The following is a 22,447-nucleotide window of genomic DNA, read 5'->3' as shown; positions in this document are numbered from 1 at the left end:
GGACCGGCGAATGCCCCACCTCCACCGCGAGTTACCCCACACACAACGACAACGCCACAGCCACAGCCACAGAAGCACAACCCGACGAAGCGCTACTAGAGCTTGCCGCGGAGGGTGACGGTGCGGTGTCCGCCGAGGCGGCGCCGCACCTCCTGTTCGAAGCCGTGGGTCAGCTCCGCCCAGTTCCAGAAGGTGAGGCCGAGCCGGCCGCAGGCGTAGTAGTCGTCCTCCCAGCTCCAGCGGTCGATGCCGGAGGACCGGTGGCAGGAGGGGCATTCCACGGCCCCTTCGCCGCCTTTCTCCCAGTCCCCGAACCGGCCCGCGAGCGGGGCCCAGGCGCTGTCGATCGGGCACCAGGTGTCGTCGACCAGGCGGATCTCGGTGGCGCAGAGCGGGCAGGTGGCGGCTCCGGCCTCGCCCTGGCCGCTGTCGAAGACGGTCCTTCCGGTCGTGATGTGGAGGCCGTTGCTCCACAGATCGACCGGTTCCGGGTCGTCGACGGCCTCGGCATAGCGCGGGCCGGGTGCGTTGCCGTATCCGTCCGCGTCGAGGACGCAGTCGGTGCGCTCGGCGTCGACGATTCCGTCGGCGATCAGCCAGTCGAGAAGCGCGGCGCCGAGTGGTGCGGCGTCCTGCTCGGTGGCGTCGAGATCGACGATCGTCTGGAAGTAGTCGCCCACAGGTCCCCCGCGGTCAGTCGAGTACGTCGTCCAGCAGCGCCGCCCACTGTGCCACGACCCTCTGACGCCGGGCCGTGTCGTCCGTGAGGACGTTGGCGAGTCCCAGGCCGCGGGCCATGTCGAGGAGGCCCTGGACCGTTTCCCGTACGCCGGGGCGGGTCTCGTCGGCGTGCAGGAGGCCGACCGCGATGCGGTGGGTCTCGCGGCCTACGCGGGCTTCGAGTTCGGTGACGCGGGGCCGGAGCTGGGGCTCGTTGGAGGCGGCCACCCAGAGCTGGAGCGCGGCGCGGAAGAGCGGGCCCGTGTACAGGTCGACGAGGGCGGCGACGACGTCCCTGCGGCCCTGGACGGGCAGGGCGAGCAGGGCGGCGGAGCGTTCCTCGGCGACGTATTCGACGGCTGCGGTGAACAGGTCCTCGCGGGTGGGGAAGTGGTGCTGGGCGGCGCCCCGTGAGACGCCCGCGCGTTCGGCGACGACGGAGACCGTGGAGCCCGCCCAGCCGTGTTCGGCGAGGCAGGCGACGGCTGCTTCGAGGAGCCGGCGGCGAGTGGCCCGGCTGCGGTCCTGCTTGGGGGTCCGTTCGGTGGAAGGCGTCACAGCGCCCATGCGGGGTCCCGTCGTTCGAGGAAGGCCGTCATTCCTTCCCGGGCCTCGGCGGAGGCGAAGAGGGCCGCCGAGCGGGCGATGAGGTCTTCGGCATGCTGGTCGAAACTCTTCAGCACAGTAGCCGTGACCAGCTCCTTCGATGCCGTCAGCCCCTGTGGTGACGCCTTGCGCAGTCCGTCCAGGACGGGTATCAGCTCCTTGTCGATGTCTTCGGTGGACCCGACGGCCATCGTGATCAGGCCGATGCGGGCCGCTTCGGCCGCGTCGAACCGTTCGCCGGTGAGGTAGTAGCGGGCGGCGGCGCGCGGTTCGGTGCGGGGCAGCAGCGGCAGGGAGATGACGGCGGGGGCGAGGCCGAGCCGGGACTCGGTGAGGGCGAACGAGGCCTCGGGCCCGGCCGCGGAGATGTCGCAGGCGCTCAACAGGCCGAGGCCGCCCGCCCGTACGTGCCCGGTGACCCGGGCGACGACGGGCTTGGGCAGGGCGACGATCCGCCGCATCAGCGCGACGAAGGCCGCCGGGTCGGGCGGTCCGGTCAGGTCCGCGCCCGCGCAGAAGGTGTTACCGGTGTGGGTGAGGACGACGGCTCGTACGGTGTCGTCGGCCGCGCACGCGTCCAGGGCGGTGGCGAGCTCGCCGACCAGGGCCGCGGAGAGTGCGTTGCGGTTGGCGGGTGAGTCGAGGGTGAGGGTGGTGATGCCCCGGTCGTGGGCGGGGCCGGCGAGCGCCGTCATGTGCGGTTCTCCTTCTCGTGGGTCCTCAGCCGGTGGTCGTCCCGCGGGACTTCTCCCGGTCGCGCAGTTCGCGCCGGAGGATCTTGCCGGAGGTGGCGCGCGGGACCACGTCGATGAATTCGAGCTGCCGGACCTTCTTGTACGGGGCGACGCGCTCGGCGACGTACGCCATCACGTCGTCCGCCGTGAGGCCGTCGCCCGCGGCGGAGGCCCGGCGGACCAGGTACGCCTTGGGGACCTCGTTGCCGTCGGTGTCGGGCACGCCGATGACGGCGGCGTCCGCGATCGCCTCGTGGCCGAGCAGCAGTGCTTCGAGTTCGGCGGGGGCGACCTGGTAGCCCTTGTACTTGATCAGTTCCTTCACCCGGTCGACGACGAACAGCCAGCCGTCGGCGTCGACGTGCCCGATGTCGCCGGTGTGCACCCAGCCGTCGGCGTCGATCATGTCGGCGGTGGCCTCGGGGTGGCCGAGGTAGCCCTTCATCACCTGCGGGCCACGGATCAGGATCTCGCCGTCGCCGCCCGCCGGGGCGTCCTCGGTGTCGTCGCCGAGCGAGGCGATCCGCATCTCGGTGCTGGGCAGCAGCTTGCCGACCGCGCCGGGCGGTGGGTTCTCGGCGGCGAGCGGGACGACATGGGTGCCGGGCGAGAGTTCCGTCATGCCGTACGCCTGGCGCACCGGTGGCAGTCCCAGGCGCTGTGAGCAGTCGGCGGCGAGCGCGGCATCGAGCGGGGCGGCGGCGCTGACGACGTACTCCAGCGAGGACAGGTCGTACCGGTCGACCGAGGGATGCTTGGCGAGCGCGAGGACGATCGGCGGGGCCACGTACAGGCCGGTGATGCGGTGCTTCTCGATCGCGGCGAGGAACTGGTCGAGTTCGAAGCGCGGCAGTACGACGACGGTGGCGCCCGACCGCAGCGGGGCGTTCATCAGGGCGGTCAAGCCATAGATGTGAAAGAAGGGGAGTACGGCCAGGATGCGGGCGCCGGGGCCCATGGGGATGAAGGGGCGGAGCTGCTCCAGGTTGGTGCCCATGGAGCGGTGGGTGAGCATGACGCCCTTGGGGGTTCCGGTGGTGCCGGAGGAGTAGGGCAGGGCGGCGATGTCCTCGCCGGGGTCGACGGTGACGCGGGGTTCGGGGGCGGTGGTGGCGAGCATGTCGAGTACGGAGGGGTGTCCCTCGGCCCGGTCGCAGACGAAGATCTGCTCGATGGAGCCGGCGATTCCGGCGGCCTCGCGCGCCGTATCCAGGAGCGGGGAGACGGTGACGATCCAGCGGGCGGAGGAGTCGCGGAGCTGTTTGGCGAACTCCTCCGCCGTGGCCAGCGGATGGACGGTGGTGACGGTGGCACCGGCCCGCGTCGCGCCGAAGAACACCGCCGGGTAGGCGATGGTGTTGGGGCTGTGCAGGGCCAGCAGGTCGCCCTTGCGCAGCCCGGCCCCGGCGAGCGCCGCGGCGATCTTCCGGTGGAAGGCGTCGAGCTGCCGGTAGGTGAGGGTGGAGCTGTCGTCCGTCCCGTCGATCAGGGCCACCGTGTCGCCGTATGCGGCGGTGGCCTGTCCCAGGACCGCGTCATGGATGGGTGCGTCGAGTACCGGTACGGCGGGGTGGTCGCTGTGGAACACGTGCACCATGGCGGAGTCCCTTCGGAGCGTCGGTGTGGGGGGACAGCCTGCCGTGTGTCAGTACGACTTGGGGAGGCCCAGGGACTGGTGGGAGACGTAGTTCAGGATCATTTCCCGGCTGACGGGGGCGATCCGGGCGACGCGGGCCGCCGTGATCAGGGACGCGAGGCCGTATTCGCGGGTGAGGCCGTTGCCGCCGAGGGTGTGCACGGCCTGGTCGACGGCCTTGACGCAGGCTTCGCCCGCCGCGTACTTCGCCATGTTGGCGGCCTCGCCCGCGCCGATGTCGTCGCCGTCGTCGTAGAGCCGGGCGGCCTTCTGCATCATCAGCCGGGCCAGTTCCAGTTCGATGTGGGCCTGGGCGAGGGGGTGGGCGATGGCCTGGTGGGAGCCGATGGGGTCCTTCCACACCTGGCGGGTCTTGGCGTAGTCGACGGCGCGGGCGAGTGCGTAGCGGCCCATGCCGATACCGAAGGCGGCGGTCATGATGCGTTCGGGGTTGAGTCCGGCGAAGAGCTGGAGGAGCCCGGCGTCCTCATCACCAACGAGGGTGTCAGCGGGGAGCCGTACGTCGTCGAGGACCAGCTCGAACTGCTTCTCCGGGGCCTGGAGTTCCATGTCGATCTGCGAGCGGCCGAAGCCGGGGGCGTCACGGGGGACGATGAAGAGGCAGGGCTTGAGCCGGCCGGACCGGGCGTCCTCGGTGCGGCCGACGATGAGGGTGGCGTCGGCGATGTCGACGCCGGAGACGAAGACCTTGCGCCCGGTGAGCAGCCAGTCGTCGCCGTCCTTGCGGGCGGTGGTGGTGATGCGGTGGGAATTGGACCCGGCGTCGGGTTCGGTGATGCCGAAGGCCATGGTGAGGCTGCCGTCGGCGAGGCCGGGGAGCCACTGCTGCTTCTGGGCTTCGGTACCGAAGCGGGCGATGACGGTGCCGCAGATCGCCGGGGAGACCACCATCATGAGCAGCGGGCTGCCGGCCGCCCCCAACTCCTCCAGGACGATGGAGAGTTCGGCCATCCCGCCGCCTCCGCCGCCGTACTCCTCGGGGAGGTTCACGCCGAGGTAGCCGAGCTTGGCGGCCTCCGTCCACAGTTCGCGCGGGTGGGCGCCGTCGCGGACGACGGAGGTCATGTAGTCGCGCCCGTAGCGCTTTCCGAGTGCGGCGACGGCGGCGCGCAGGGCCTGGTGCTCTTCGGTTTCGAGGACGGTGCTCATTGCTTCGGTTCCTCCTGTACGTCTTGCACGACGGCGAGCAGGGCGCCGACCTCCACCTGAAGGCCGGGTGCGGCGTGTAGCGCGGCGAGGGTGCCGGAGGCGGGGGCGAGGATGCGGTGCTCCATCTTCATCGCCTCCAGCCAGATCAGGGGCTGTCCGGCCTCGACCGCCGCCCCGGTGGTGAGCCCGTCGGCGACGCGGACGACGGTGCCGGGCATGGGGGCGAGCAGGGAGCCGGGTTCGGTCCGGTCGGTGGGGTCGGTGAAGCGGGGCAGGGCGGTGAAGGTGTACGAGCCGGTGGCGGTGTCCACGTACGCCTTGTCCCGGTGGACGGCGATGTCGAAGTGGCGGGTGATGCCGTCGGCTTCGAGGGTGACGCGGCCGGGCCGGGCGGCGACGACGCGTTCGCCGGTTTCGGGGACGGGGCCGGTGCGGGTGGTGCGGTAGGCGGCCTCGTGTTCGGTGCCGTCGGGTTCGGCGCGGTAGCGCTTGGTCCGGGGCTGGGAGGAGATGTTGCGCCAGGCGCCGAGGCGGGCGGAGCCGGGTCCGGGGCCGTGCTGCCGGGACGCGGCGTCGGCGAGGGCGGCGGCCAGCGCGGCGAGGCGCGGCCCGGCTTCGTCCGGGGACGGGGTCGGGGTGAGGGCGTCCAGGTGGCGGTCGTAGAAGCCGGTGTCGGGGCGGGCGGCGAGGAAGTCGGGGTGGCGCAGGGACCGTACGAGCAGCTCGCGGTTGGTGACCGGGCCGTGGATGCGGGCGCGTTCCAGGGCGCGGGCGAGGAGGCGTACGGCTTCGGTGCGGGTGGGGGCGTGGGCGATGACCTTGGCGAGCATCGGGTCGTAGTGGACGCCGATGGTGTCGCCGTCGGTGTACCCGGTGTCGAGGCGGAGGCCGGGTTCGTCGGGCACGTCGAGTGTGTGCAGTGCTCCGGTCTGCGGCTGCCAGTCGCGGGCGGGGTCCTCGGCGTAGAGGCGGGCCTCGACGGCGTGGCCGTACGGTGCGGGGGGTGCGGCGGTGGGCAGCGGTTCGCCTTCGGCGATGCGCAGTTGGAGGGCGACGAGGTCGAGCCCGAAGACCGCTTCGGTGACGGGGTGTTCGACCTGGAGGCGGGTGTTCATCTCCAGGAAGTACGGGCGCCCGTCGGCGGCGAGGAGGAATTCGACGGTGCCCGCGCCCCGGTAGCCGACGGCGTGCGCGGCGGCCACGGCGGCGTCGTGCAGCCGGGCCCGCAGCGCGTCGTCGAGACCGGGGGCGGGGGCTTCCTCGATGACCTTCTGGTGGCGTCGCTGGAGCGAGCAGTCGCGGGTGCCGAGCGCCCAGACCCCGCCGTGCCCGTCGGCCATGATCTGGACCTCGACGTGCCGGCCGCGCTCCACATACGGCTCCGCGAAGACCTCGCCGTCCCCGAACGCGGCCGTGGCCTCCGCCGTCGCCGCCTTCAACTCGGCGGGCAGTTCGGCGAGTTCGCGTACGATCCGCATCCCGCGTCCGCCGCCGCCCGCCGATGCCTTGAGCAGCAGCGGCAGGTCCCGAGCGGTGACCCGCCTCGTGTCGACGGGGGCGAGCAGCGGCACCCCGGCGGCGGCCATCAGCCCCTTGGCGCGGGTCTTGGACGCCATCAGCTCGATGGCCTTGACCGGCGGGCCGACCCAGACGAGGCCGGCGTCCTGAACGGCGCGGGCGAATCCGGCGTTCTCGGAGAGGAAGCCGTAGCCGGGGTGGACGGCGTCGGCACCGGCCGCGAGCGCGGCGCGTACGACGAGGTCGCCGCGGAGATAGGTGTCGGCCGGAGCGGCGCCCGGCAGCCGTACGGCGGTGTCCGCCTCCCGTACGTGGAGCGCGTCGGCGTCCGCGTCGGAGTACACCGCGACGGTGGCGATGCCGAGTTCCCGGCAGGTGCGGAAGATCCGGCAGGCGATCTCGCCCCGGTTGGCGACGAGCAGGGTGCTGATCATGGTCTTCCTCACATCCGGAAGATGCCGAAGCCGCTGCGGGCGCCTTCGACCGGGGCGGTGTGGATCGCGGACAGGCACATCCCGAGGACGGTCCTGGTGTCGCGCGGGTCGATGACCCCGTCGTCGTACAGCCGCCCGGAGAGGAACATCGGCAGTGACTCGGACTCGATCTGCTGCTCGACCATGGCGCGCAGTCCGGCGTCGGCCTCGTCGTCGTAGGGGCGCCCCTTCGCGGCGGCGGAGGCGCGGGCGACGATGGACAGCACCCCGGCCAGCTGCTGCGGCCCCATGACGGCGGACTTACTGCTGGGCCAGGCGAAGAGGAAGCGCGGGTCGTACGCCCGGCCGCACATGCCGTAGTGCCCGGCCCCGTACGAGGCGCCCATCAGCACGGACAGATGCGGGACCTTCGAGTTCGACACCGCGTTGATCATCATCGCGCCGTGCTTGATGATGCCGCCCTGCTCGTACTCCTTGCCGACCATGTAGCCGGTGGTGTTGTGCAGGAAGACCAGCGGGATGTCGCGCTGGTTGGCGAGCTGGATGAACTGGGCGGCCTTCTGCGACTCCTCGCTGAACAGCACGCCCTGCGCGTTGGCGAGGATGCCGACGGGGTAGCCGTGCAGCCTCGCCCAGCCGGTGACCAGGCTGGTCCCGTACAGCGGCTTGAACGCGTCGAAGTCGGAGCCGTCGACGAGCCGGGCGATGACCTCGCGCGGGTCGAAGGGCACCTTCAGGTCGCCGGGCACGATGCCGATCAGCTCGTCCTCGTCGTACTCCGGCGGCTCGGCGGGGCCCGGATCGGCGTGCGCCTTGCGCCAGTTGAGGCGGGCGACGATCCGGCGGGCCTGGCGCAGCGCGTCCTGCTCGTCGACGGCGAAGTGGTCGGCGAGCCCGGAGGTGCGGGCGTGCATCTCGGCGCCGCCGAGCGATTCGTCGTCGCTCTCCTCGCCGGTCGCCATCTTCACCAGGGGCGGTCCGCCGAGGAAGACCTTGGACCGTTCCTTGATCATGACGGTGTGGTCGGACATGCCGGGTACGTACGCCCCGCCCGCGGTCGAGTTCCCGAAGACAACGGCGACGGTCGGGATGCCGGCCGCGGAGAGCCGGGTGATGTCGCGGAACAGCGCCCCGCCGGGGATGAAGATCTCCTTCTGCGAGGGGAGGTCGGCGCCGCCCGACTCGACGAGACTGATGCAGGGCAGCCGGTTGGCGAAGGCGATCTCGTTGGCCCGCAGGGCCTTCTTCAGGGTCCAGGGGTTGGAGGCGCCGCCGCGTACGGTCGGATCGTTGGCGGTGATCAGGCACTCCACGCCCTCGATCACCCCGATCCCGGTGATGAGCGAGGCGCCGATCGCGTACTCGCTGCCCCAGGCGGCGAGCGGCGACAGCTCCAGGAACGGGGTGTCCTCGTCGATCAGCAGCTCGATCCGCTCACGGGCCAGGAGCTTGCCGCGCGAGCGGTGCCGCTCCACGTACTTCCCGCCGCCGCCCGCCTGCGCCTTGGTGTGTTCGGCGGCCAGCTCGTCGAGTTCGGCGAGCATGGCCGTGCGGTTCGCGGCGTATTCGGGGCTCGCGGTGTCGAGCGCGGTGGGCAGGACGGTCATGCGTGCGCCTCCGGTGCGTGGACGGTCTCCAGCAGCGATACGGGAAGGGGCAGGTGCCGGGAGCGCAGCCACTCCCCCACCGCCTTGGCCTGCGGATCGAACCGGTGCCGGGCGGCGACGCCCTCGCCGAGCAGCCCGTGGACGACGAAGTTCAGAGCGCGGAGGTTCGGCAGGACATGGCGTACGACGGTGAGTCCGGCGGTCTCCGGCAGCAGTTCCCGCAACCGTTCGACGGTCAGCTCATGGGCCAGCCACCGCCAGGCGTCGTCGTGTACGGCCCACACCCCCACGTTGGCGTCCCCGCCCTTGTCACCGCTGCGGGCACCCGCGATCCGGCCGAGCGGGGCGGACCGGGTGGGCCCGGGGTCCGGCAGGGGTGCGGGCAGCGGCGGCTCGTCGGCGTCCCGGAGCGGCCGGGTCGTCGCGGGAGGTGCCAGGCTCTCCCGCCGCCCGTCGGGGAGCACGGCGATGTGCGGGACTTCATCGGCCGGTACGTACCTCGCCTCGAACACCCCGTACGGCGCACCCTTGCCGGGCGGGGCGGTGACGTGGAACCCGGGGTAGCTGCCGAGCGCCAGCTCGATCGCGGCGCCGGAGACCGCGCGCCCGACGGTCTCCTGGTCCCGGTCGCGGACGACGAGCCGGAGCAGGGCGCTCGCGCTCTCCTCGGTGGCGGCGTCGGCCCGGTCGGTCCGGGACAGCTCCCACCGCACCTCGTCGGGTTCGGCGCCGGATCGGGCGAGCGCGTCCGCGAACTGCTCTTGCACCAGGTGGGCCTTGGCCTCGATGTCGAGGCCGGTGAGCACGAAGACGACCTCGTTGCGCCAGCCGCCGAGCCGGTTCAGCCCGACCTTGAGGGTGGGCGGCGGGGCCTCGCCGCGCACGCGAGAGATCCTGACGCGGTCGGGTCCGTCCTGGGTCAGCCGTACGGTGTCGAGCCGGGCGGTGACGTCCGGTCCGGCGTACCGGGCCCCGCCGGTCTCGTACAGCAACTGGGCGGTGACGGTGCCGATGTCGACGACGCCGCCGGTGCCGTCGTACTTGGTGATGACGGACGAGCCGTCGGCGTGGATCTCGGCGACGGGGAAGCCGGGGCGGCGCAGGTCGTGGCCCCGGAAGAACGCGTAGTTGCCGCCGGTGGCCTGGGTGCCGCACTCCAGGACGTGTCCGGCGACGACGGCCCCGGCGAGCGCGTCGAGGTCGTCGGGACCCCAGCCGAAGCGGGCGGCGGCGGGCCCGGTGACCAGGGCCGCGTCGGTGACCCGCCCGGTGACGACGATGTCCGCGCCGGCGGTGAGGCAGGCGGCGATCCCGGCGCCGCCGAGGTAGGCGTTGGCGGTGAGGAAGCCCTCGGGCACGGGGAGGCTGTCGCCCTCCACATGGGCGATGCGCACGGGGACACCGACCTTCCGCGCCAACTCCCGCACGGCGTCGGCCAGTCCGGCCGGATTGAGTCCGCCGGCATTGGCGACGATCTTCACCCCGCGCTCGTGGGCGAGCCCGAGTCCCTCTTCGAGCTGCCGCAGGAAGGTGGTGGCGTAGCCGCGCGCGGGGTCCTTGAGCCTGCTCCGGCCGAGGATGAGCATGGTCAGCTCGGCCAGGTAGTCCCCGGTGAGGACGTCGAGGGGGCCGCCGGTGAGCATCTCGCGCACGGCGTCGAAGCGGTCGCCGTAGAACCCGGAGGCGTTGCCGATCCGCAGCGGTGCGGTCACTTGTCCTCTCCCCGGGGTGCGCGGCTTCCTTCTCCCCGGGGTGCGCGGCCCGGTCCGGCGGGCCCGGCGAACGCCTGGGCGATGCCGAGCCACTGGTCGGCGTCGGGGCCGGTCGCCCGGACGGCGAGGTCGTCGCGGTGGGCGCGCTGGGTGACGAGGAGGCAGAAGTCGACGAGCGGCCCGGTGACGCGCTGCGGTGCTTCCTCGGGCCCGAACGCGATCAACGCTCCGTCCGGGGCTTCGAGTTCGACCCGGAACTCCTCCTCGGGCGCCTTGATCCCCCGTACCAGATAGGCGTAGTCGCGGGCCCGCACCCCGATCCGGGCGACGTGCCGCAGCCGGGCGGTGGGGGTCCTGGTGACCCCGAGGGCGTCGGCGATGTCCTGGCCGTGCGCCCAGCTCTCCATGATCCGGGCGGTCGCCATGGACGCGACGCTCATCGGCGGCCCGTACCAGGGGAACTTCACGCCCGGCGGGGCCGCACCCAGGGCCTCGTGCAGCCGGGCCCGGCCCTCGCGCCACCGGACGAGCAGTTCCTCGGCCGACAGCAGCGCGACGAGCTCCCCGGCGGCCTCGTCGACGAACGTCTCGGGGTGCGCGAGCGCCTTCTCGACCTCGGCGGCGAAGGCGTCCGGTTCGGTGACGGCGATCAGGGCGACCTCGTCGGTCCAGTTCAGGTGAGCGATCTGATGGGCGACGGTCCACCCCTCGGCCGGGGTCGGCCTCGCCCAGTGGGCCGCGTCCACCCCGGCGACCAACCGGTCGAGTTCCTCGCTCTCCTGACGCAGGTCGTCGAGTACGGCGACGGTCACGGCCGATGCATCGGACACGGTGCACTCCCTCGGGGCGTGGCGGTGTGCCCAGGAGCATGGCAGCGGGCCAATAAACAATCAAGCATGCTTGCATGATTTTTCGCCCGCAAACTGCCTCGATTTGGCGGGAACCGATCGGCCGGGCCTCCATGAACGGAAGCGGAGGATCCTACCTCCGAGTAGCCCCGATCGGAAGATTCCCAACCGCAGGATTCAAGTCAATTACGCGCTGCTACTAGCCGGATCTCGTTCCCTCTGCAAGCGTGAACGCAGTTCCAACGGGGGAACAAAAGACTGACACCTGTGCGCGTTCCCCCTGCCCTGACCAAGCAGGAGACGATATGACGCACTTGAGCCGGATCTCGCCAGACATCGAACGAAGGGTCCTCCTCCCTGCCCGGTTCGGTGGCGAGAATCGGACAACGGAGGTTCTGCGGCTCACCACCGGCAGGCCCCTCACTGCGTACCTGTGAGAGGACTCCTGTTGATCCACTCCCCACAGACCGGACCTCCCGACGGATCCGCTCCCCACGCCGTCGGGAACGAACCGGCCCCGGCCGGCCACACCACCCCGGCGACACCGCCCGACGCCCACGACGAACGCCCGGATCCGCGCTTCGGCGTCCTCGGGCAGCTCTCGGTCCACGGCAGGACCATGTCGGTCACCTCACCCGTCCGGCGCGCGGTCCTCACCGCTTGCCTGCTCCGGTACGGGCGGCCCATCGGCATCGCGGAGTTCAGCGAGATCCTTTGGGACGACCCGCCGGTGTCGGCCACGGCGAACCTCCGCAGCCACGTGACGGGACTGCGCCGAGATCTCGACGAGGTCGAGCCCGGGCTCGGCGACCGGATGCGGACCTACCGGGGCGCCCAGTGCGGATACGGGCTGGAGATCGCGCCCGACGAGTTCGACCTGCCCCGGTTCACCGCCGCGGTCCAGCGTGGCCGGAGCTGGCTGTTACGCGGCTCCCACAAGTCGGCGGTCGACGCCCTGGAACAGGCCGTGGGCCTCTGGAACGGTCCCTTCGGACAGGACCTCCCGCCCACTCGGTGGTTCAACGCCCACATAGCGGGGCTCAACAACGCCCGGCTGGACGCCTATCAGGACCTCTTCACCGCGTCCGTCCTCGCCGGCCGCACCATCATGCTGGCCTACCGCATCGAGAGTGTGATCGCCGAGGCCCCTTACCGCCAGCACCTGTGGGAGCTGCTCGCGGCGGTGCACTGCCTGCACGGCGACACCGTCAGCACGCTGTCGGTGGTCAACCGCTGCCAGAAGCTGTTCGCGGAGGATCTGGGACTCGATCTGCCCCCCGGTATCGAGGCCATGCGGACGGCGGCGCTCAACTGGGACCGTGAGGAGGCCATGCGGCTCGTCGCGTCCCGGACCCAGGACTTCGCGGAGCGGTGCCAGTGCCGAAGACCTCCGCGTCCTTCTTCCTGACGCGGAGGCCTCGCACCTGAGTCCGGTGGCCGTCCGGCCACCGGACTCAGGTCACGTCCCGCCGGAGCAGCAGCAGCGTTCCCGTGAGGCCGCCGACCAGGCTGTAGGCGACGAGCACCACGGCGCCCGTCCAGGGAGCGGGGGCCCCGGCGAAGAGCTCACCGGGCGTGGTCATGATCTGGGACGCCACTCCGGGCAGCAGCACCTGGGCCTGGAGCACCCAGTTCTCCTCCAGGACCAGGTCGTGCACGACCTGGAAGGCAAACGCGACTACGACCGAGGACAGGAAGTACAGCACCGCCGCGGTGACGGTGGCGGCGGTCTGGCTGCGGATGAGCACCCCGAGGCCGAAGCCGAACACGCCCCACACCAGGTAGGCGGCCAGGTTCAGCAGAACCGCGCCGAGCACGTCCCCGCTCCCGAGCCCGAGACCGGTGCCCTGAGAAGTCAGGAAGATCCCGCCGACCACGAGGCTTCCCAGCGTCGCCGCCAGCCACAGCCCGGCCGAGGAGATGAGAACGACGACGAGCTTGGCCGTGACGACGCGGCCCCGGCGGGGCGCTGCGAGGAACGTGGCCGTCAGGGTCCGGTACTGGTACTCGTTGGTCACCAGCAGGATGGCCAGCACGCCCGCCAGCAGCAGGCCGAGGGTCTGCCCGGAGGTGTAGAGGGTCGCGGCGATGCGGCCGGGGGCCGACTGGGTCTCCCAGAGGTCGCGCATCGTGCTGACCTGCTCGGCGGACATGTCCTCGCGGGGGGTCAGGATCGCCCCTGCCAGATAGTCCTCGAACGGCTGCATGAAGGTGTGGGCCTGCCAGCTGTTCCACAGCGCCAGCAGCACCGCCACCGCGGCCATCGCCGCGCCGGCGATCCACCAGGTGGGCAGCGTACGGAGCTTGAGCAGCTCGCTGCCGATCAGCCCCCTCATCGGATCTCCGCCTTTCCTTGCGTGAGCCGCAGGAACGCCTGTTCCAGATCGGGCGCGTCCTCGGCCAGTTCGTACAGTTCCCCGCCGTGGGTGGCCGCCGCCGCGGCCACCGCGCCCGCCCCGAGGCCGCTCACGATCAGGAGCCCGTCCCCGGCGGGCGGACGCGTCACGACCGCTCCCGCCGAGGTGAGCGCCGCCGCCAGTTCCGCGGGCCGTGAGGCGCGGACCCGCACACGGGCCTCGCCCCGCACCCGCGCGGCGATCTCGCGGCTCGACCCTTCGGCCACCAGCCGCCCCTGACTGATGATCACGAGATCGTCGGCGGTCTGCTCGACCTCGGATATCAGGTGGCTGGAAACGAGCACCGTACGGCCTTCGGCGGCCAGCGTCCGCAGCAGGGCGCGCATCCAGGCGATCCCTTCGGGGTCGAGCCCGTTGGAGGGTTCGTCGAGGATCAGGACAGGCGGATCGCCGAGCAGCGCCTGGGCGAGGTTGAGTCGTTGCCGCATGCCGAGCGAGTACTCCCCGTAACGCCGCCCGCCTGCCTGGGCCAGTCCGACGTGGTCGAGCACCTCGTCGGCCCGGCGGGCCGGCAGGCCCGTCGCCGCGCACTGCACACGCAGATGGTCACGGCCGGTCCGCCTGCGGTGTGTGCCGGACTCGTCGAGCATCGCGCCGACGGTTCTGAGCGGCTGTGCCAGGTCCCGGTACGGCCGTCCGCCGACGGTCGCGGTGCCGGACGTCGGGGCCGTCAGGCCGAGGAGCATCCGGAGCGTCGTCGTCTTGCCCGCCCCGTTCGGGCCGAGGAAGCCCGTGACGCGTCCGGGCGCGACCGTGAAGGACAGGTCCTCCACGGCCCATCTGTCGCGGTACCGCTTCGACAGGCCGCGGAACTCGATCGGCCGGCCGCCGGCCGGGGCCTGCGTGTCCTTCGCTTCCGGCACTTCCGGTGGGGTCATGAACTCTGTTCCTTACGTTCGCGCGGCTGCCGTGCCGGGTGTCACGGGCACGGGCGTCGGGGCCGCTGAATCGTGCGTGGAGGCCGTCAGGTCCGTACGTGCCGGTCGCGGTGGGCGCGCAGGTCCTCCGCCAGGTGCGATCTGCGCAGACGGCGAGTGCGCAGCAGCCTGCGCCAGTCCGCCGCGGTGTCGTGCATCAGCTGCCGGTGGAAGTAGTTGACGTACTCCGCCAGGCCCAGGCCGTACAGCACGAGGCCGGGGGCCCAGTCGGACGGCGGCCGTCCCGGGAGGGCCGAGACCATGACCGCGAGGCCGGCCGCCAGGGCCACGGCGCACAGCGGCCGGAGCGGGCGGAACACCCCGATCGCGGGCGGTTGCCGTGCTCCGGTGCGCAGTTGACGTGCCTTCAGTGCCCAGTACCCGGACCCGATGAGCAAGAGCCCGGCCACCAGGGCGAAGCCCACCGCGTTCGCGGTGCTGAAGGGTGCGCCGAGGGCCGCGAACACCGCCCAGCCGATCAGTGCGATGTTCGCCGCTTCCAGGAGGGTCAGCGTGCGCAGTCGCCTCAGAAGCTCCGGCCGGGAGCGTGTCACAGGGGTCATGCTCCCAGCATCGCGTGCCACGCCGGGCCGGGGGGACGTGAGCGGGGATCGGTCAGTCATGGACCAGTTGCTGGCCGACGAGGGCCGCGTACGCACCCCCTCGTGCGACCAGTTCCTCGTGGTCACCGTCCTCGACGATCCGGCCGCGGTCGATGACGAGGATGCGGTCCGCGTCGCGCACGGTGCTCAGCCGGTGCGCGATGACGATGCGGGTGCAGTCGAGTTCCGAGAGGTTCTCGTGCACGACCGCCTCGGTGGTCGCGTCCAGGTGGCTGGTGGCCTCGTCCAGCAGCAGAACCCTCGGCCGGTGCACGACGGCGCGGGCCAGGGCGACCCGCTGCCGCTGCCCGCCGGACAGGCCGTTGCCGCCCTCGCCGAGGATTGTCTCGTACCCCATCGGCATGTGCGTGATGTCCTCGTGGACCGCCGCGAGGCGGGCCGCCTCGACGACATCGTCCAGGGTGGCATCGGGCATGACCAGCGCGATGTTGGTCAGCACCGAGCCGCTGAAGATGTCCGCGTCCTGGGTGACGACGCCGCACTGGCGGCGCAGGTGTCCGAGGTCCAGCTCGGTCAGCGGGGTGGAGCCGTAGGTGATCTCCCCGTCCGTCGGGTCGTAGAGCCCGAGGATGAGACGGGCCAGGGTGGACTTCCCCGAACCGCTGCTGCCGACGATGGCGATCTTCTCGCCCGGCCGGACGGTGAGGGAGATGCCCGACAGGGCCTCCGGTCCGTCCCCGGAGTAGCGGAAGCTGACGTCGGTCAGGGTGATCGGCTCGCTCAGGTCCGCCTTCCCGGACCCCTGTCCCAAGGACTCCGGGGGTTCGTTCAGCACGTCGCGCAGCCGGTCGAGGTGGACCCGGATGGTCTGGAACGTCTTGATGCTGCGGCCCAGTTGGGCCACCGGGGCGAGTGCGGAGCCGGCCAGGGCGATGAGCGCGAGCATCGTTCCCAGCGACAGGTTGTCGCTGAGGACGAGGTAGGCGCCGAGTACGAGCATGAGCAGCGGAGACGCGGTGCCCAGCATGCCGAGGACTCCGTCGATCGCGTTGTCCAGTCTGCTCCGGCGTACGGAGGACTCCAGCTGCTCGGAGAACTTCTGCGACCACCGGCGCACCACGACGTGTTCGGCGCCGGAGGACTTGACCGTCTCGGCGCCGGTCACCGCTTCCAGGAGCGTGCTCTGCGCCTCCCCGAGTGCCTGGAGTTCGCGTTCGGTCAGCCGCTGGGCGGTCCGGGCGGAGGCGAACATGATCACGAGCTGGACGGTGGCGACGGCGAGGATCGCGGCGACGAACAGCAGGGACTTGAAGCCGATCACCACGAGGTAGACGCCGAGCAGGGCCACGTCCAGAAGGACCGCCAGGAGCTGGCTGGAGACGGCGTCACGGACGTACGTCATGCTCGACACCCGTACGAGCAGGTCGCCCCCGGTGCGCAGCTGGAAGAACTTGTACGGCAGGGACATCAGATGTCTGAGGAACGTGCCCATCATCGACCAGTCCATCCGGGTCTGCAGCCACAGCAGCAGCTCGGCCCGGGCCAGCGTCATCAGACCGTGGCTCACGGTGTACGCGACGAGACCGGCCGCCAGGACGAACAGGGTGTCCTCGCCGCGCCCGGGCAGGACGCGGTCGACGATGTACGCCGTCAGGAAGGCCGGGAGCAGTCCGAGGAGCGTGAGCGCGGCGGAGGCGCCGATGACCCCGGAGACGACGGGCACGGAACGCGGCAGGAAGGGCCGGACGAAGGACCACAGTCCCGCCTCGGCGCCCTCGCGGCGTTCGAGGTCCTCGGTCGGCTCCAGCTCCAGCGCCACCCCGGTGAAGGACGCGTCCAGTTCCGCGTAGGTGATGTGCCGCCGTCCGGACGCCGGGTCGACGATGTCGACCCCGCGGCGGGTGAAGCGCTCGATGACGACGAAGTGGTTCATGCCCCAGTGCGCGATCAGCGGCAGGACGAGCCCCCGCAGCGCCTCCGGTTCCGCGCGGAAGGCCCGTACCTTCAGGCCCAGTTCGCGCGCCTGCCGGGCGATGGAGGCGGCGCTCGCCCCGTCGCGCGAAAGCACCATCCGGTCGCGCAGCTCCGCGACGGTGGTGGAGCGGCCGTGGTGGCCGAGCACCATGGCGAGGGCGGCGACGCCGCACTCGACCGAGGTGGACTGCAGCCGCACGGGCACCCTGCGGCGGATGATGGTCACTGGTTGCCCCTTCCGTCCCAGATGTCCATGAGCAGCGGGCGGGTGCCCTGGTCGAGGACCACGGACGCGCCCTCCTTCAGTCCGCCGGCGACGCCACCGGGAAGTTCGACGAGCACCATGGTGACCTGGGACCCGCCCTGACCGGTCTGGAAGTCCTTCACCCGGCCCTCCACACGCCGGCCGTCCACGCGCAGCAGCACGTCGCTGCCCTTCGCCGGCGGGCCGAAGCCCGGGAAGGCGAGCACGCCCTGGCGTCCGTTGACGCCGGCCAGGGTGCCGGTCGGCCCGACCGGCACCCGCACCATGAGGCCGGCCACCACCGTGGCGGCGAGCAGCAGGGCCCCGGCCAGGGCCCATCGCCACTGCGGCCGCATCCGTTCGGGGTGGAAGCCGGTACGGGCGGCGCCACGCGGGTTGGCGCGGTAGGCCGCCACCATGCTCGGCCGGTAGACGCCGTCGGAGAGGGCGCCGTCCGGTGGGGCCGCCGGTGCGGACCCGCCGTTCAGCACGTCTTCCCCCGGGTGTCCGGGGCGGCGAGCGTCAGCAGGTCCGGCACCCGCTCGGGTGCGGCCTTGCGCGCCAGTCCCCAGGCGATGCCGGCCAGACCGGTCATGAGACCGGGTGTCTCCACGCCCTTCGGGACGCCGCACAGCCAGCCGTTCTCCCGGCCCTCGTGCAGCAGCGTGTTCCACACCCGGGGCAGCAGGCCGGCCACCTCCGGCTCCTGGTCGGCTCTGCTGCTCTCGTCGATGATGAGCAGATTGCCGATGTCCCCGTGGCACAGGCTGTGGTTGCCGAGACCGGACACCGGGTCGAGGTCGAGGCCCGTCGAGATGGCGGCGAGGACCGCCATGTGCCGGTCGCTCTCGATCAGGTCGGCCAGGTCCGGGACGGTGCGCAGCTCCTGGAAGGCGTTGCGGGCCATCGCGATGCCCGGGGCGCCGTGGCACCAGGCGTTCATGACCGTACGCCCGCCGAGGTTGGCCGGCCGCAGGTCGCGCCAGGTGCGCAGCTCCGGGTCGAAGGCGGTCCGTTCGTAGGTGAGCGCGTGCCGGACGGCCTCCTTGTACTCCGGGCGGGGAGCGACCCGGTCGAGCCGGGCGAACGCGTACGCGATGCCGGAGGCGCCGTGCGAGAAGCCGGCGAGCGGCTCCTCGGGGTTGATGGGGGTGGCCCAGCCCCATCCCTCGCCACGTTCCTGCCGGGTGGCCAGCAGTCGGTCGGCGCAGCGCGCCGCGATCCGGGCCGCTCCGGTGCCCGGCCGGGCGGTCTCCAGCGAGAGGAGGGCGAGGATCGCCCCCGCCGAGCCGGAGACGATGTCCAGGAGGGGGTCCTCCTCGACGAGTTCGTCGATGGCGGGCAGCAGGGTGGCGGCGGCTTCGGCGTACTCGGGCCGGTCGTGGCGTACGGCGGCGTGGGCCAGGGCGTAGACGGCACCGCCGAACGGGCCGAACGCGCCGATGCCGAACTCTGCGGCTCCCGGCTTCTTCGCCAGGCTCGCCAGCGTCTCGGCGATGAGCACCGACCGCTTCGCCACCTGGTCGAAGGCGGCCCGGGCCAGCTCGCCGGTCCGCTCGTCGCCGGTCACGGCCGCGACGGCGTCCAGGGCATGCGCGATGCCGGCGGTCCCGGTGTAGAGGCCGATCGGTGCGGGCGCGTACTGCCAGTACTTCTCGTCGACCAGGTCCAGCCCGATCCAGCCCAGCCCGTGTTCGTCGCGGATGCACAGGTCCGACAGCCGGTGCGCGAGGCGCAGGGCCTCCTCGGCGAAGTCGCCGGGGTCGGCCGCGCCGTCCAGCCGGGGACGGTGCCAGTTGGGCCAACGGGCGTCGCTCTCGCCCATGGCGGTGGCGGCGACGCACGAGCGGATGACCCGCGCCTGGAAGGCGAGGTCGGCGTCGCCGAGGGCGACGAGGCGTTCGCGTACGGCGGTCAGTGGCGGGTATCGGGTACCGATCGGCCGGCCGTCCAGTCCGCCGCGCAGGGTCCCGGACTCCGCGTCGACGGTGAACATGGGTATGTCTCCGAGAGTGAGCTCGGCGACCTCGTCCAGGATCATCGCGTCGCGGGACTCCGGCATCTCGACATGTCCGCCCGCCAGCCGGGCGAGCGAGCGGGAGTGGTCGAGGCCGTCGCGCATGAAGTCCGGGTGGGTGCTCTCCAGCAGCAGCCGGCCGTAGATGTGGGTCGGCCTGGCGATGAGCCGGGTCCGGACGAGGCCGAAGGGGGCCAGCGGCCCCTGGGCGGCGAGCAGTTCGTCACGGCCCGCTTCCAGCAGCCGGTAGACGTGGGTGAACCCCTCGACGAACGAGTCGACCCGGCCGACCAGGTCGATCGGTTCGCCGTCGGCGGTCATCGGGTGGTTGCGCTCGGCGTCCATCTCCATCCGGCGCTTGACCAGCCGCATCCGGTCGGTTCCGCTGCCCTCCCAGGTGGGCACCGGCATGGGGGTCAACTGCCCGCCGTGGCCCGCCAGTCCGCTGACGTCCAGGCCGAAGGTGCCGTCCTCGCCGCGCACCAGCAGGTGGTTGGGGAGGATGCCCACGGACTGGACGGAGTCGGCGAGGGTGACCGCGGCGATGTCCGTCTCACCGTCGATCTTGACGACGGCCGCGGTCTTGTCGTTGTGCAGCAGCGCCTCCAGGTCGACGAGAACCGGGTACTCGCCCGCGGCCAGCACGTTCTCGAAGTGGAAGTCCGTGGCGTGCAGCAGGTAGAGGAGTGACGTCAGGGCACCGAGCCGCCAGGCGTAGCGGTCGCCGCCTTCGGCGTCGGTGGTCGCGGTGGTGTCGACCTGTTCGACCCACCCGTGGCTGCCACGGTCCACGATGCCGATCCGGGCCAGGTCGTGCGGGGCTCCCTGCCGGTTGACCCAGTCCAGGAGCCCGTCGAAGGCGGTGTCCATGGCCAGCGGGCGGGGCTTGAAGACCAGGGTGGCGGTGTCGAATTCGACCATGGCGACGGAGCGGCCCCGCCGGTGCTTGTCGCCGGCACCGAACTCCAGGCGTTCGAGCCGCCGGGGCCCCGGGGCGGCGAGCAGGCTCCCGCGCAGTGCGGGGAGGTCGGCGACGAGCGCCTCGATCAGCTCGACCCGCGTGTCGATCCAGAAACGGAGCTGGCCCACGATCAGCCGTGCCAGGACCGGGTATTCGTCCCAGAGCGCGAGGGCGTTGCCCTCCGAGCGGAGCAGTTCGACGTACGAGGAGAAGCGCTCCTCGGGGGTCTCGCCGCCGAGGCGGTCCTCGACGCGGGCGATGTTGAGTTCGAGTACGAGGGTCCGCTGCACATGGCCGAGCAGGTCGGCGGCCGGGGCGGTCGCGCGGACGACGTCGAGGACGTGGCCCGGGTCGGCCATGACGGGGTCGTCGCTGGTCCGCACGCGTTCCTCGACGAGCGCGTCGAGTTCGTGGACGGCACCCTCCACGAGGGGGCGGATCACTTCCAGGAGGCCCATGTCGGGGTCGAGGCGGCGGTTGGCGTCCGTGGTGGCCATGCCCTCGGCCCACCAGCGCCTGAAGACCTGGTGCCAGTCGGGTTCGTCCGTCAGGCGGGCGGCGAGGGACGCGTCGCTCTCGCCGAGCAGAGCGGCCAGTTCGTCGGCTCCGACGCCCAGCGGTGCGAGCCGTGCGTCCAGCGTGGCGCGCTCACCGGTCAGCGGCGCCAGCTCCCGCCACATGGCCAGGCGCTTCTCGCCTCGCACCGGGTCGGACTGCGACGGAGTCCCGCCGAGTCTTTCGCTCAGGGTGGCGGCCCGGTGCCAGGGGAGGTGGGCCCCGGCCGACCCGCTGGTGGGGTGCTCGCTTGCGACGTCAGGCATTCCGCTCTTCCTCCTGGGGCATGAACGTGACCGGCGGGGGCGCACAGTCGCCCGCCCCTGCCGGTCACGCCGTTTCTTCGGTACGCTGCTAGTTCTTGCAGGGCTTACCGGGGTTGCAGGCGAGACCACATACGGTCCAGCCCGAATACCACGGCAGGCACGAGCAGCACCCGAGAGTGCCGAGAACTCCGGAGCCGGCTCCGTTGATCTCGGTCAGCTCCTCGTCGGTGATTGCGGTGAGGCCTTCGCCCGACGGATGGGCGGGGGCCTCACTCCCGAGGGACAGCCGGTAGTCGGCGTCCTTCCAGGACCGGACTATGTCCACGAACATCACTCCTTGTAGGAATCTGTCAGGCTCAGCAACAGCCACGCGTGCCCATGCTGCAACTGCCGCAGAGGGTCCCGGTCGGGGAGCACACCGTCACGGTCAGAGTGATCGTGGCGCACGCCCACGTGGTCCCGCCCGCGACGCCGTCGAGCTGATCGTCGGCCAGCTCGACGAGGCCGGCCGGGTTGGCGGGAGCCTCGCTGAGGGTGGCCCGGTACTCGGGGTCCTTCCATGCGCGAACAAGGTTCATTTGTCTGTCACCTCCTTTCGCTGAGGATGAGAACCGGGCCTGGGAGGCCGGGTTCCGAGTGCCATCCTCAGCGGCCCTCATGCAGCCGGAATACCGCGCGGGCGGCTCAGTGCGCACACGCGGCGCATACGCCGGCGATCGCCGCTGCGGACCGCCGCGACTTTCGAACCCCGCCCGGTGACACCGCACTTGGGCGGCAGGGGGGCATTCCGGAGGAGGTGTTCGGAGGAGTCGCGGGAAGGCAGGGCGTACCGAGGGAGGCGCGGGAAGGCGGCGCGTACCGGAAAAGGGCACGGGGAGGCGGCGCGTGGACGCGCGTGTGCCGGCCGGGTTCCCGCCCGCGCACGCGCGGTGGATGGCCGGCGCCTCCTACGACGCGCTGCTCCCGGGCCCCGGCCCGGCGGACGGCCTGCCCATGGGGCGGTTCTTCCTCGGCGCGACGACGGACGGCCTGTACTTCGACACCGTCAACCCCGGATGAGCGGCGCCCCGGCGGTCGGGCGGTGCCGGGCCGTGCTCAGGGGACGAGGGCGATGACGACCGCCGAGACCAGGGCGAAGAGGCTGCCCGCCCCGGTGAGCAGGGACCTGGCGTGGCGCATTCCGAAGGACGGGGCGCGGGTGGTCGCGTCCTTCGGGTTCGCGGCGCTGTAGTAGACGGTCACGAAGTCGCCCCGGGCCGGGGTGAGGCGCGACTGGCGTTCCTCGAAGCTGACGGTGTGCCCGTCGTCCGTGCGGAACTCCAGGGTGGGGTGGGTGTACACGACGGGGCCGCCCTCGGGGCTCTGGACCTCCTCGGTGCGCAGGGAGATGCACCGGGCCTCGGCGGTGAGCCCCTCGGCCCAGGCGGCCCGGAGCCGGGGGCCCTGGAGCTGCCGGTCCTGGTTCCTCCCGAACATCACGGCCGCGCCGACGGCGAGGACGAAGTAGACGGCGGCGATGACCATGGCTCCCCCGGCGTGTTCCGTGTA

At 71.9% G+C, this 22,447-nt stretch carries 20 protein-coding genes; 2 read left to right on the top strand and 18 right to left on the bottom strand.

Translation table 11 applies throughout. The features are described 5' to 3' along the window. Positions 1–95: 95 nt before the first annotated feature. Genes ABZY11_RS00845 through ABZY11_RS00805 form a run of 9 tightly spaced genes read right to left on the bottom strand, consistent with a single transcriptional unit; the run spans position 96 to position 10,967 of the window. On the bottom strand, positions 96–680 hold the full coding sequence (locus ABZY11_RS00845) for a hypothetical protein (protein WP_356477030.1): 585 nt from the start codon (positions 678–680) through the stop codon (positions 96–98). A 13-nt stretch (positions 681–693) separates the two neighbouring features. Beyond that, a complete protein-coding gene (locus tag ABZY11_RS00840; protein ID WP_356477029.1) occupies positions 694–1,287 on the bottom strand; it encodes a TetR/AcrR family transcriptional regulator in 594 nt (197 codons plus the stop codon). After that, positions 1,275–2,021: an enoyl-CoA hydratase family protein gene (locus ABZY11_RS00835; protein WP_356477028.1), complete on the bottom strand. Its 747-nt coding sequence runs from the start codon at positions 2,019–2,021 to the stop codon at positions 1,275–1,277. Before ABZY11_RS00835 ends, ABZY11_RS00840 begins: the two co-directional genes overlap by 13 nt. A gap of 25 nt (positions 2,022–2,046) precedes the next feature. Next, positions 2,047–3,657 carry an AMP-binding protein gene (locus tag ABZY11_RS00830; RefSeq protein ID WP_356477027.1) on the bottom strand — a complete coding sequence of 537 codons (1,611 nt, stop codon included), beginning with the start codon at positions 3,655–3,657 and terminating at the stop codon, positions 2,047–2,049. Between the two features lie 48 nt (positions 3,658–3,705). Beyond that, positions 3,706–4,866 carry an acyl-CoA dehydrogenase family protein gene (locus ABZY11_RS00825; RefSeq protein WP_356477026.1) on the bottom strand — a complete coding sequence of 387 codons (1,161 nt, stop codon included), beginning with the start codon at positions 4,864–4,866 and terminating at the stop codon, positions 3,706–3,708. Further along, positions 4,863–6,818, bottom strand: coding sequence for a biotin carboxylase N-terminal domain-containing protein (locus ABZY11_RS00820; RefSeq protein WP_356477025.1), 1,956 nt, complete (start codon positions 6,816–6,818; stop codon positions 4,863–4,865). The genes ABZY11_RS00825 and ABZY11_RS00820 overlap by 4 nt, the downstream gene beginning before the upstream one ends. A gap of 8 nt (positions 6,819–6,826) precedes the next feature. Beyond that, positions 6,827–8,425 (bottom strand): carboxyl transferase domain-containing protein, encoded by a 1,599-nt coding sequence (locus ABZY11_RS00815; RefSeq protein ID WP_356477024.1) that lies wholly within the window; start codon positions 8,423–8,425, stop codon positions 6,827–6,829. Next, on the bottom strand, positions 8,422–10,137 hold the full coding sequence (locus ABZY11_RS00810) for an acyclic terpene utilization AtuA family protein (protein ID WP_356477023.1): 1,716 nt from the start codon (positions 10,135–10,137) through the stop codon (positions 8,422–8,424). The genes ABZY11_RS00815 and ABZY11_RS00810 overlap by 4 nt, the downstream gene beginning before the upstream one ends. Continuing rightward, positions 10,134–10,967: a TIGR03084 family metal-binding protein gene (locus tag ABZY11_RS00805; protein WP_356477022.1), complete on the bottom strand. Its 834-nt coding sequence runs from the start codon at positions 10,965–10,967 to the stop codon at positions 10,134–10,136. Before ABZY11_RS00805 ends, ABZY11_RS00810 begins: the two co-directional genes overlap by 4 nt. Positions 10,968–11,433: 466 nt before the next feature. Here ABZY11_RS00805 and ABZY11_RS00800 point away from each other — a divergent pair, with 466 nt between their 5' ends. Beyond that, positions 11,434–12,393 carry a BTAD domain-containing putative transcriptional regulator gene (locus ABZY11_RS00800; protein WP_356477021.1) on the top strand — a complete coding sequence of 320 codons (960 nt, stop codon included), beginning with the start codon at positions 11,434–11,436 and terminating at the stop codon, positions 12,391–12,393. A gap of 46 nt (positions 12,394–12,439) precedes the next feature. On the opposite strand, the gene ABZY11_RS00795 is transcribed toward ABZY11_RS00800, so the two are convergent. The 8 genes from ABZY11_RS00795 to ABZY11_RS00760 all read right to left on the bottom strand — a co-directional run bounded on the left by ABZY11_RS00795 (position 12,440) and on the right by ABZY11_RS00760 (position 21,477). After that, positions 12,440–13,321: an ABC transporter permease subunit gene (locus ABZY11_RS00795; RefSeq protein WP_356477020.1), complete on the bottom strand. Its 882-nt coding sequence runs from the start codon at positions 13,319–13,321 to the stop codon at positions 12,440–12,442. Then, positions 13,318–14,280: an ABC transporter ATP-binding protein gene (locus ABZY11_RS00790; protein ID WP_356477019.1), complete on the bottom strand. Its 963-nt coding sequence runs from the start codon at positions 14,278–14,280 to the stop codon at positions 13,318–13,320. Before ABZY11_RS00790 ends, ABZY11_RS00795 begins: the two co-directional genes overlap by 4 nt. A gap of 86 nt (positions 14,281–14,366) precedes the next feature. Next, positions 14,367–14,882: a multidrug transporter gene (locus ABZY11_RS00785; protein ID WP_356477018.1), complete on the bottom strand. Its 516-nt coding sequence runs from the start codon at positions 14,880–14,882 to the stop codon at positions 14,367–14,369. Between the two features lie 52 nt (positions 14,883–14,934). After that, positions 14,935–17,082: a peptidase domain-containing ABC transporter gene (locus tag ABZY11_RS00780; RefSeq protein WP_356477017.1), complete on the bottom strand. Its 2,148-nt coding sequence runs from the start codon at positions 17,080–17,082 to the stop codon at positions 14,935–14,937. Continuing rightward, positions 17,079–17,591, bottom strand: a complete 513-nt coding sequence (locus ABZY11_RS00775) for a hypothetical protein (RefSeq protein ID WP_356477016.1) — start codon at positions 17,589–17,591, stop codon at positions 17,079–17,081. Before ABZY11_RS00775 ends, ABZY11_RS00780 begins: the two co-directional genes overlap by 4 nt. Continuing rightward, the gene (locus tag ABZY11_RS00770) at positions 17,585–20,899 is read right to left on the bottom strand and encodes a type 2 lanthipeptide synthetase LanM family protein (RefSeq protein WP_356477015.1); all 3,315 of its coding nucleotides are present in this window, start codon (positions 20,897–20,899) and stop codon (positions 17,585–17,587) included. Before ABZY11_RS00770 ends, ABZY11_RS00775 begins: the two co-directional genes overlap by 7 nt. An 88-nt stretch (positions 20,900–20,987) precedes the next feature. After that, positions 20,988–21,230, bottom strand: a complete 243-nt coding sequence (locus ABZY11_RS00765) for a mersacidin/lichenicidin family type 2 lantibiotic (RefSeq protein ID WP_266689336.1) — start codon at positions 21,228–21,230, stop codon at positions 20,988–20,990. A gap of 25 nt (positions 21,231–21,255) precedes the next feature. Then, positions 21,256–21,477, bottom strand: a complete 222-nt coding sequence (locus tag ABZY11_RS00760) for a mersacidin/lichenicidin family type 2 lantibiotic (protein ID WP_030709583.1) — start codon at positions 21,475–21,477, stop codon at positions 21,256–21,258. Between the two features lie 307 nt (positions 21,478–21,784). Between ABZY11_RS00760 and ABZY11_RS00755 the strand changes: the two genes are divergently transcribed. Beyond that, positions 21,785–21,958, top strand: a complete 174-nt coding sequence (locus ABZY11_RS00755; protein ID WP_356477014.1) for a hypothetical protein — start codon at positions 21,785–21,787, stop codon at positions 21,956–21,958. A gap of 36 nt (positions 21,959–21,994) precedes the next feature. Here the strand turns inward: ABZY11_RS00755 and ABZY11_RS00750 are convergent, their stop codons facing one another. Further along, positions 21,995–22,423 carry a DUF3592 domain-containing protein gene (locus tag ABZY11_RS00750; protein WP_356477013.1) on the bottom strand — a complete coding sequence of 143 codons (429 nt, stop codon included), beginning with the start codon at positions 22,421–22,423 and terminating at the stop codon, positions 21,995–21,997. Positions 22,424–22,447: the final 24 nt, after the last annotated feature.

It is taken from the genome of Streptomyces sp. NPDC006510 (assembly GCF_040611955.1).
Lineage (GTDB): Bacteria > Actinomycetota > Actinomycetes > Streptomycetales > Streptomycetaceae > Streptomyces.
The sequence above is the reverse complement of the archived record's forward strand: the minus strand, read 5'-3'. Positions and strand labels throughout refer to the sequence as shown.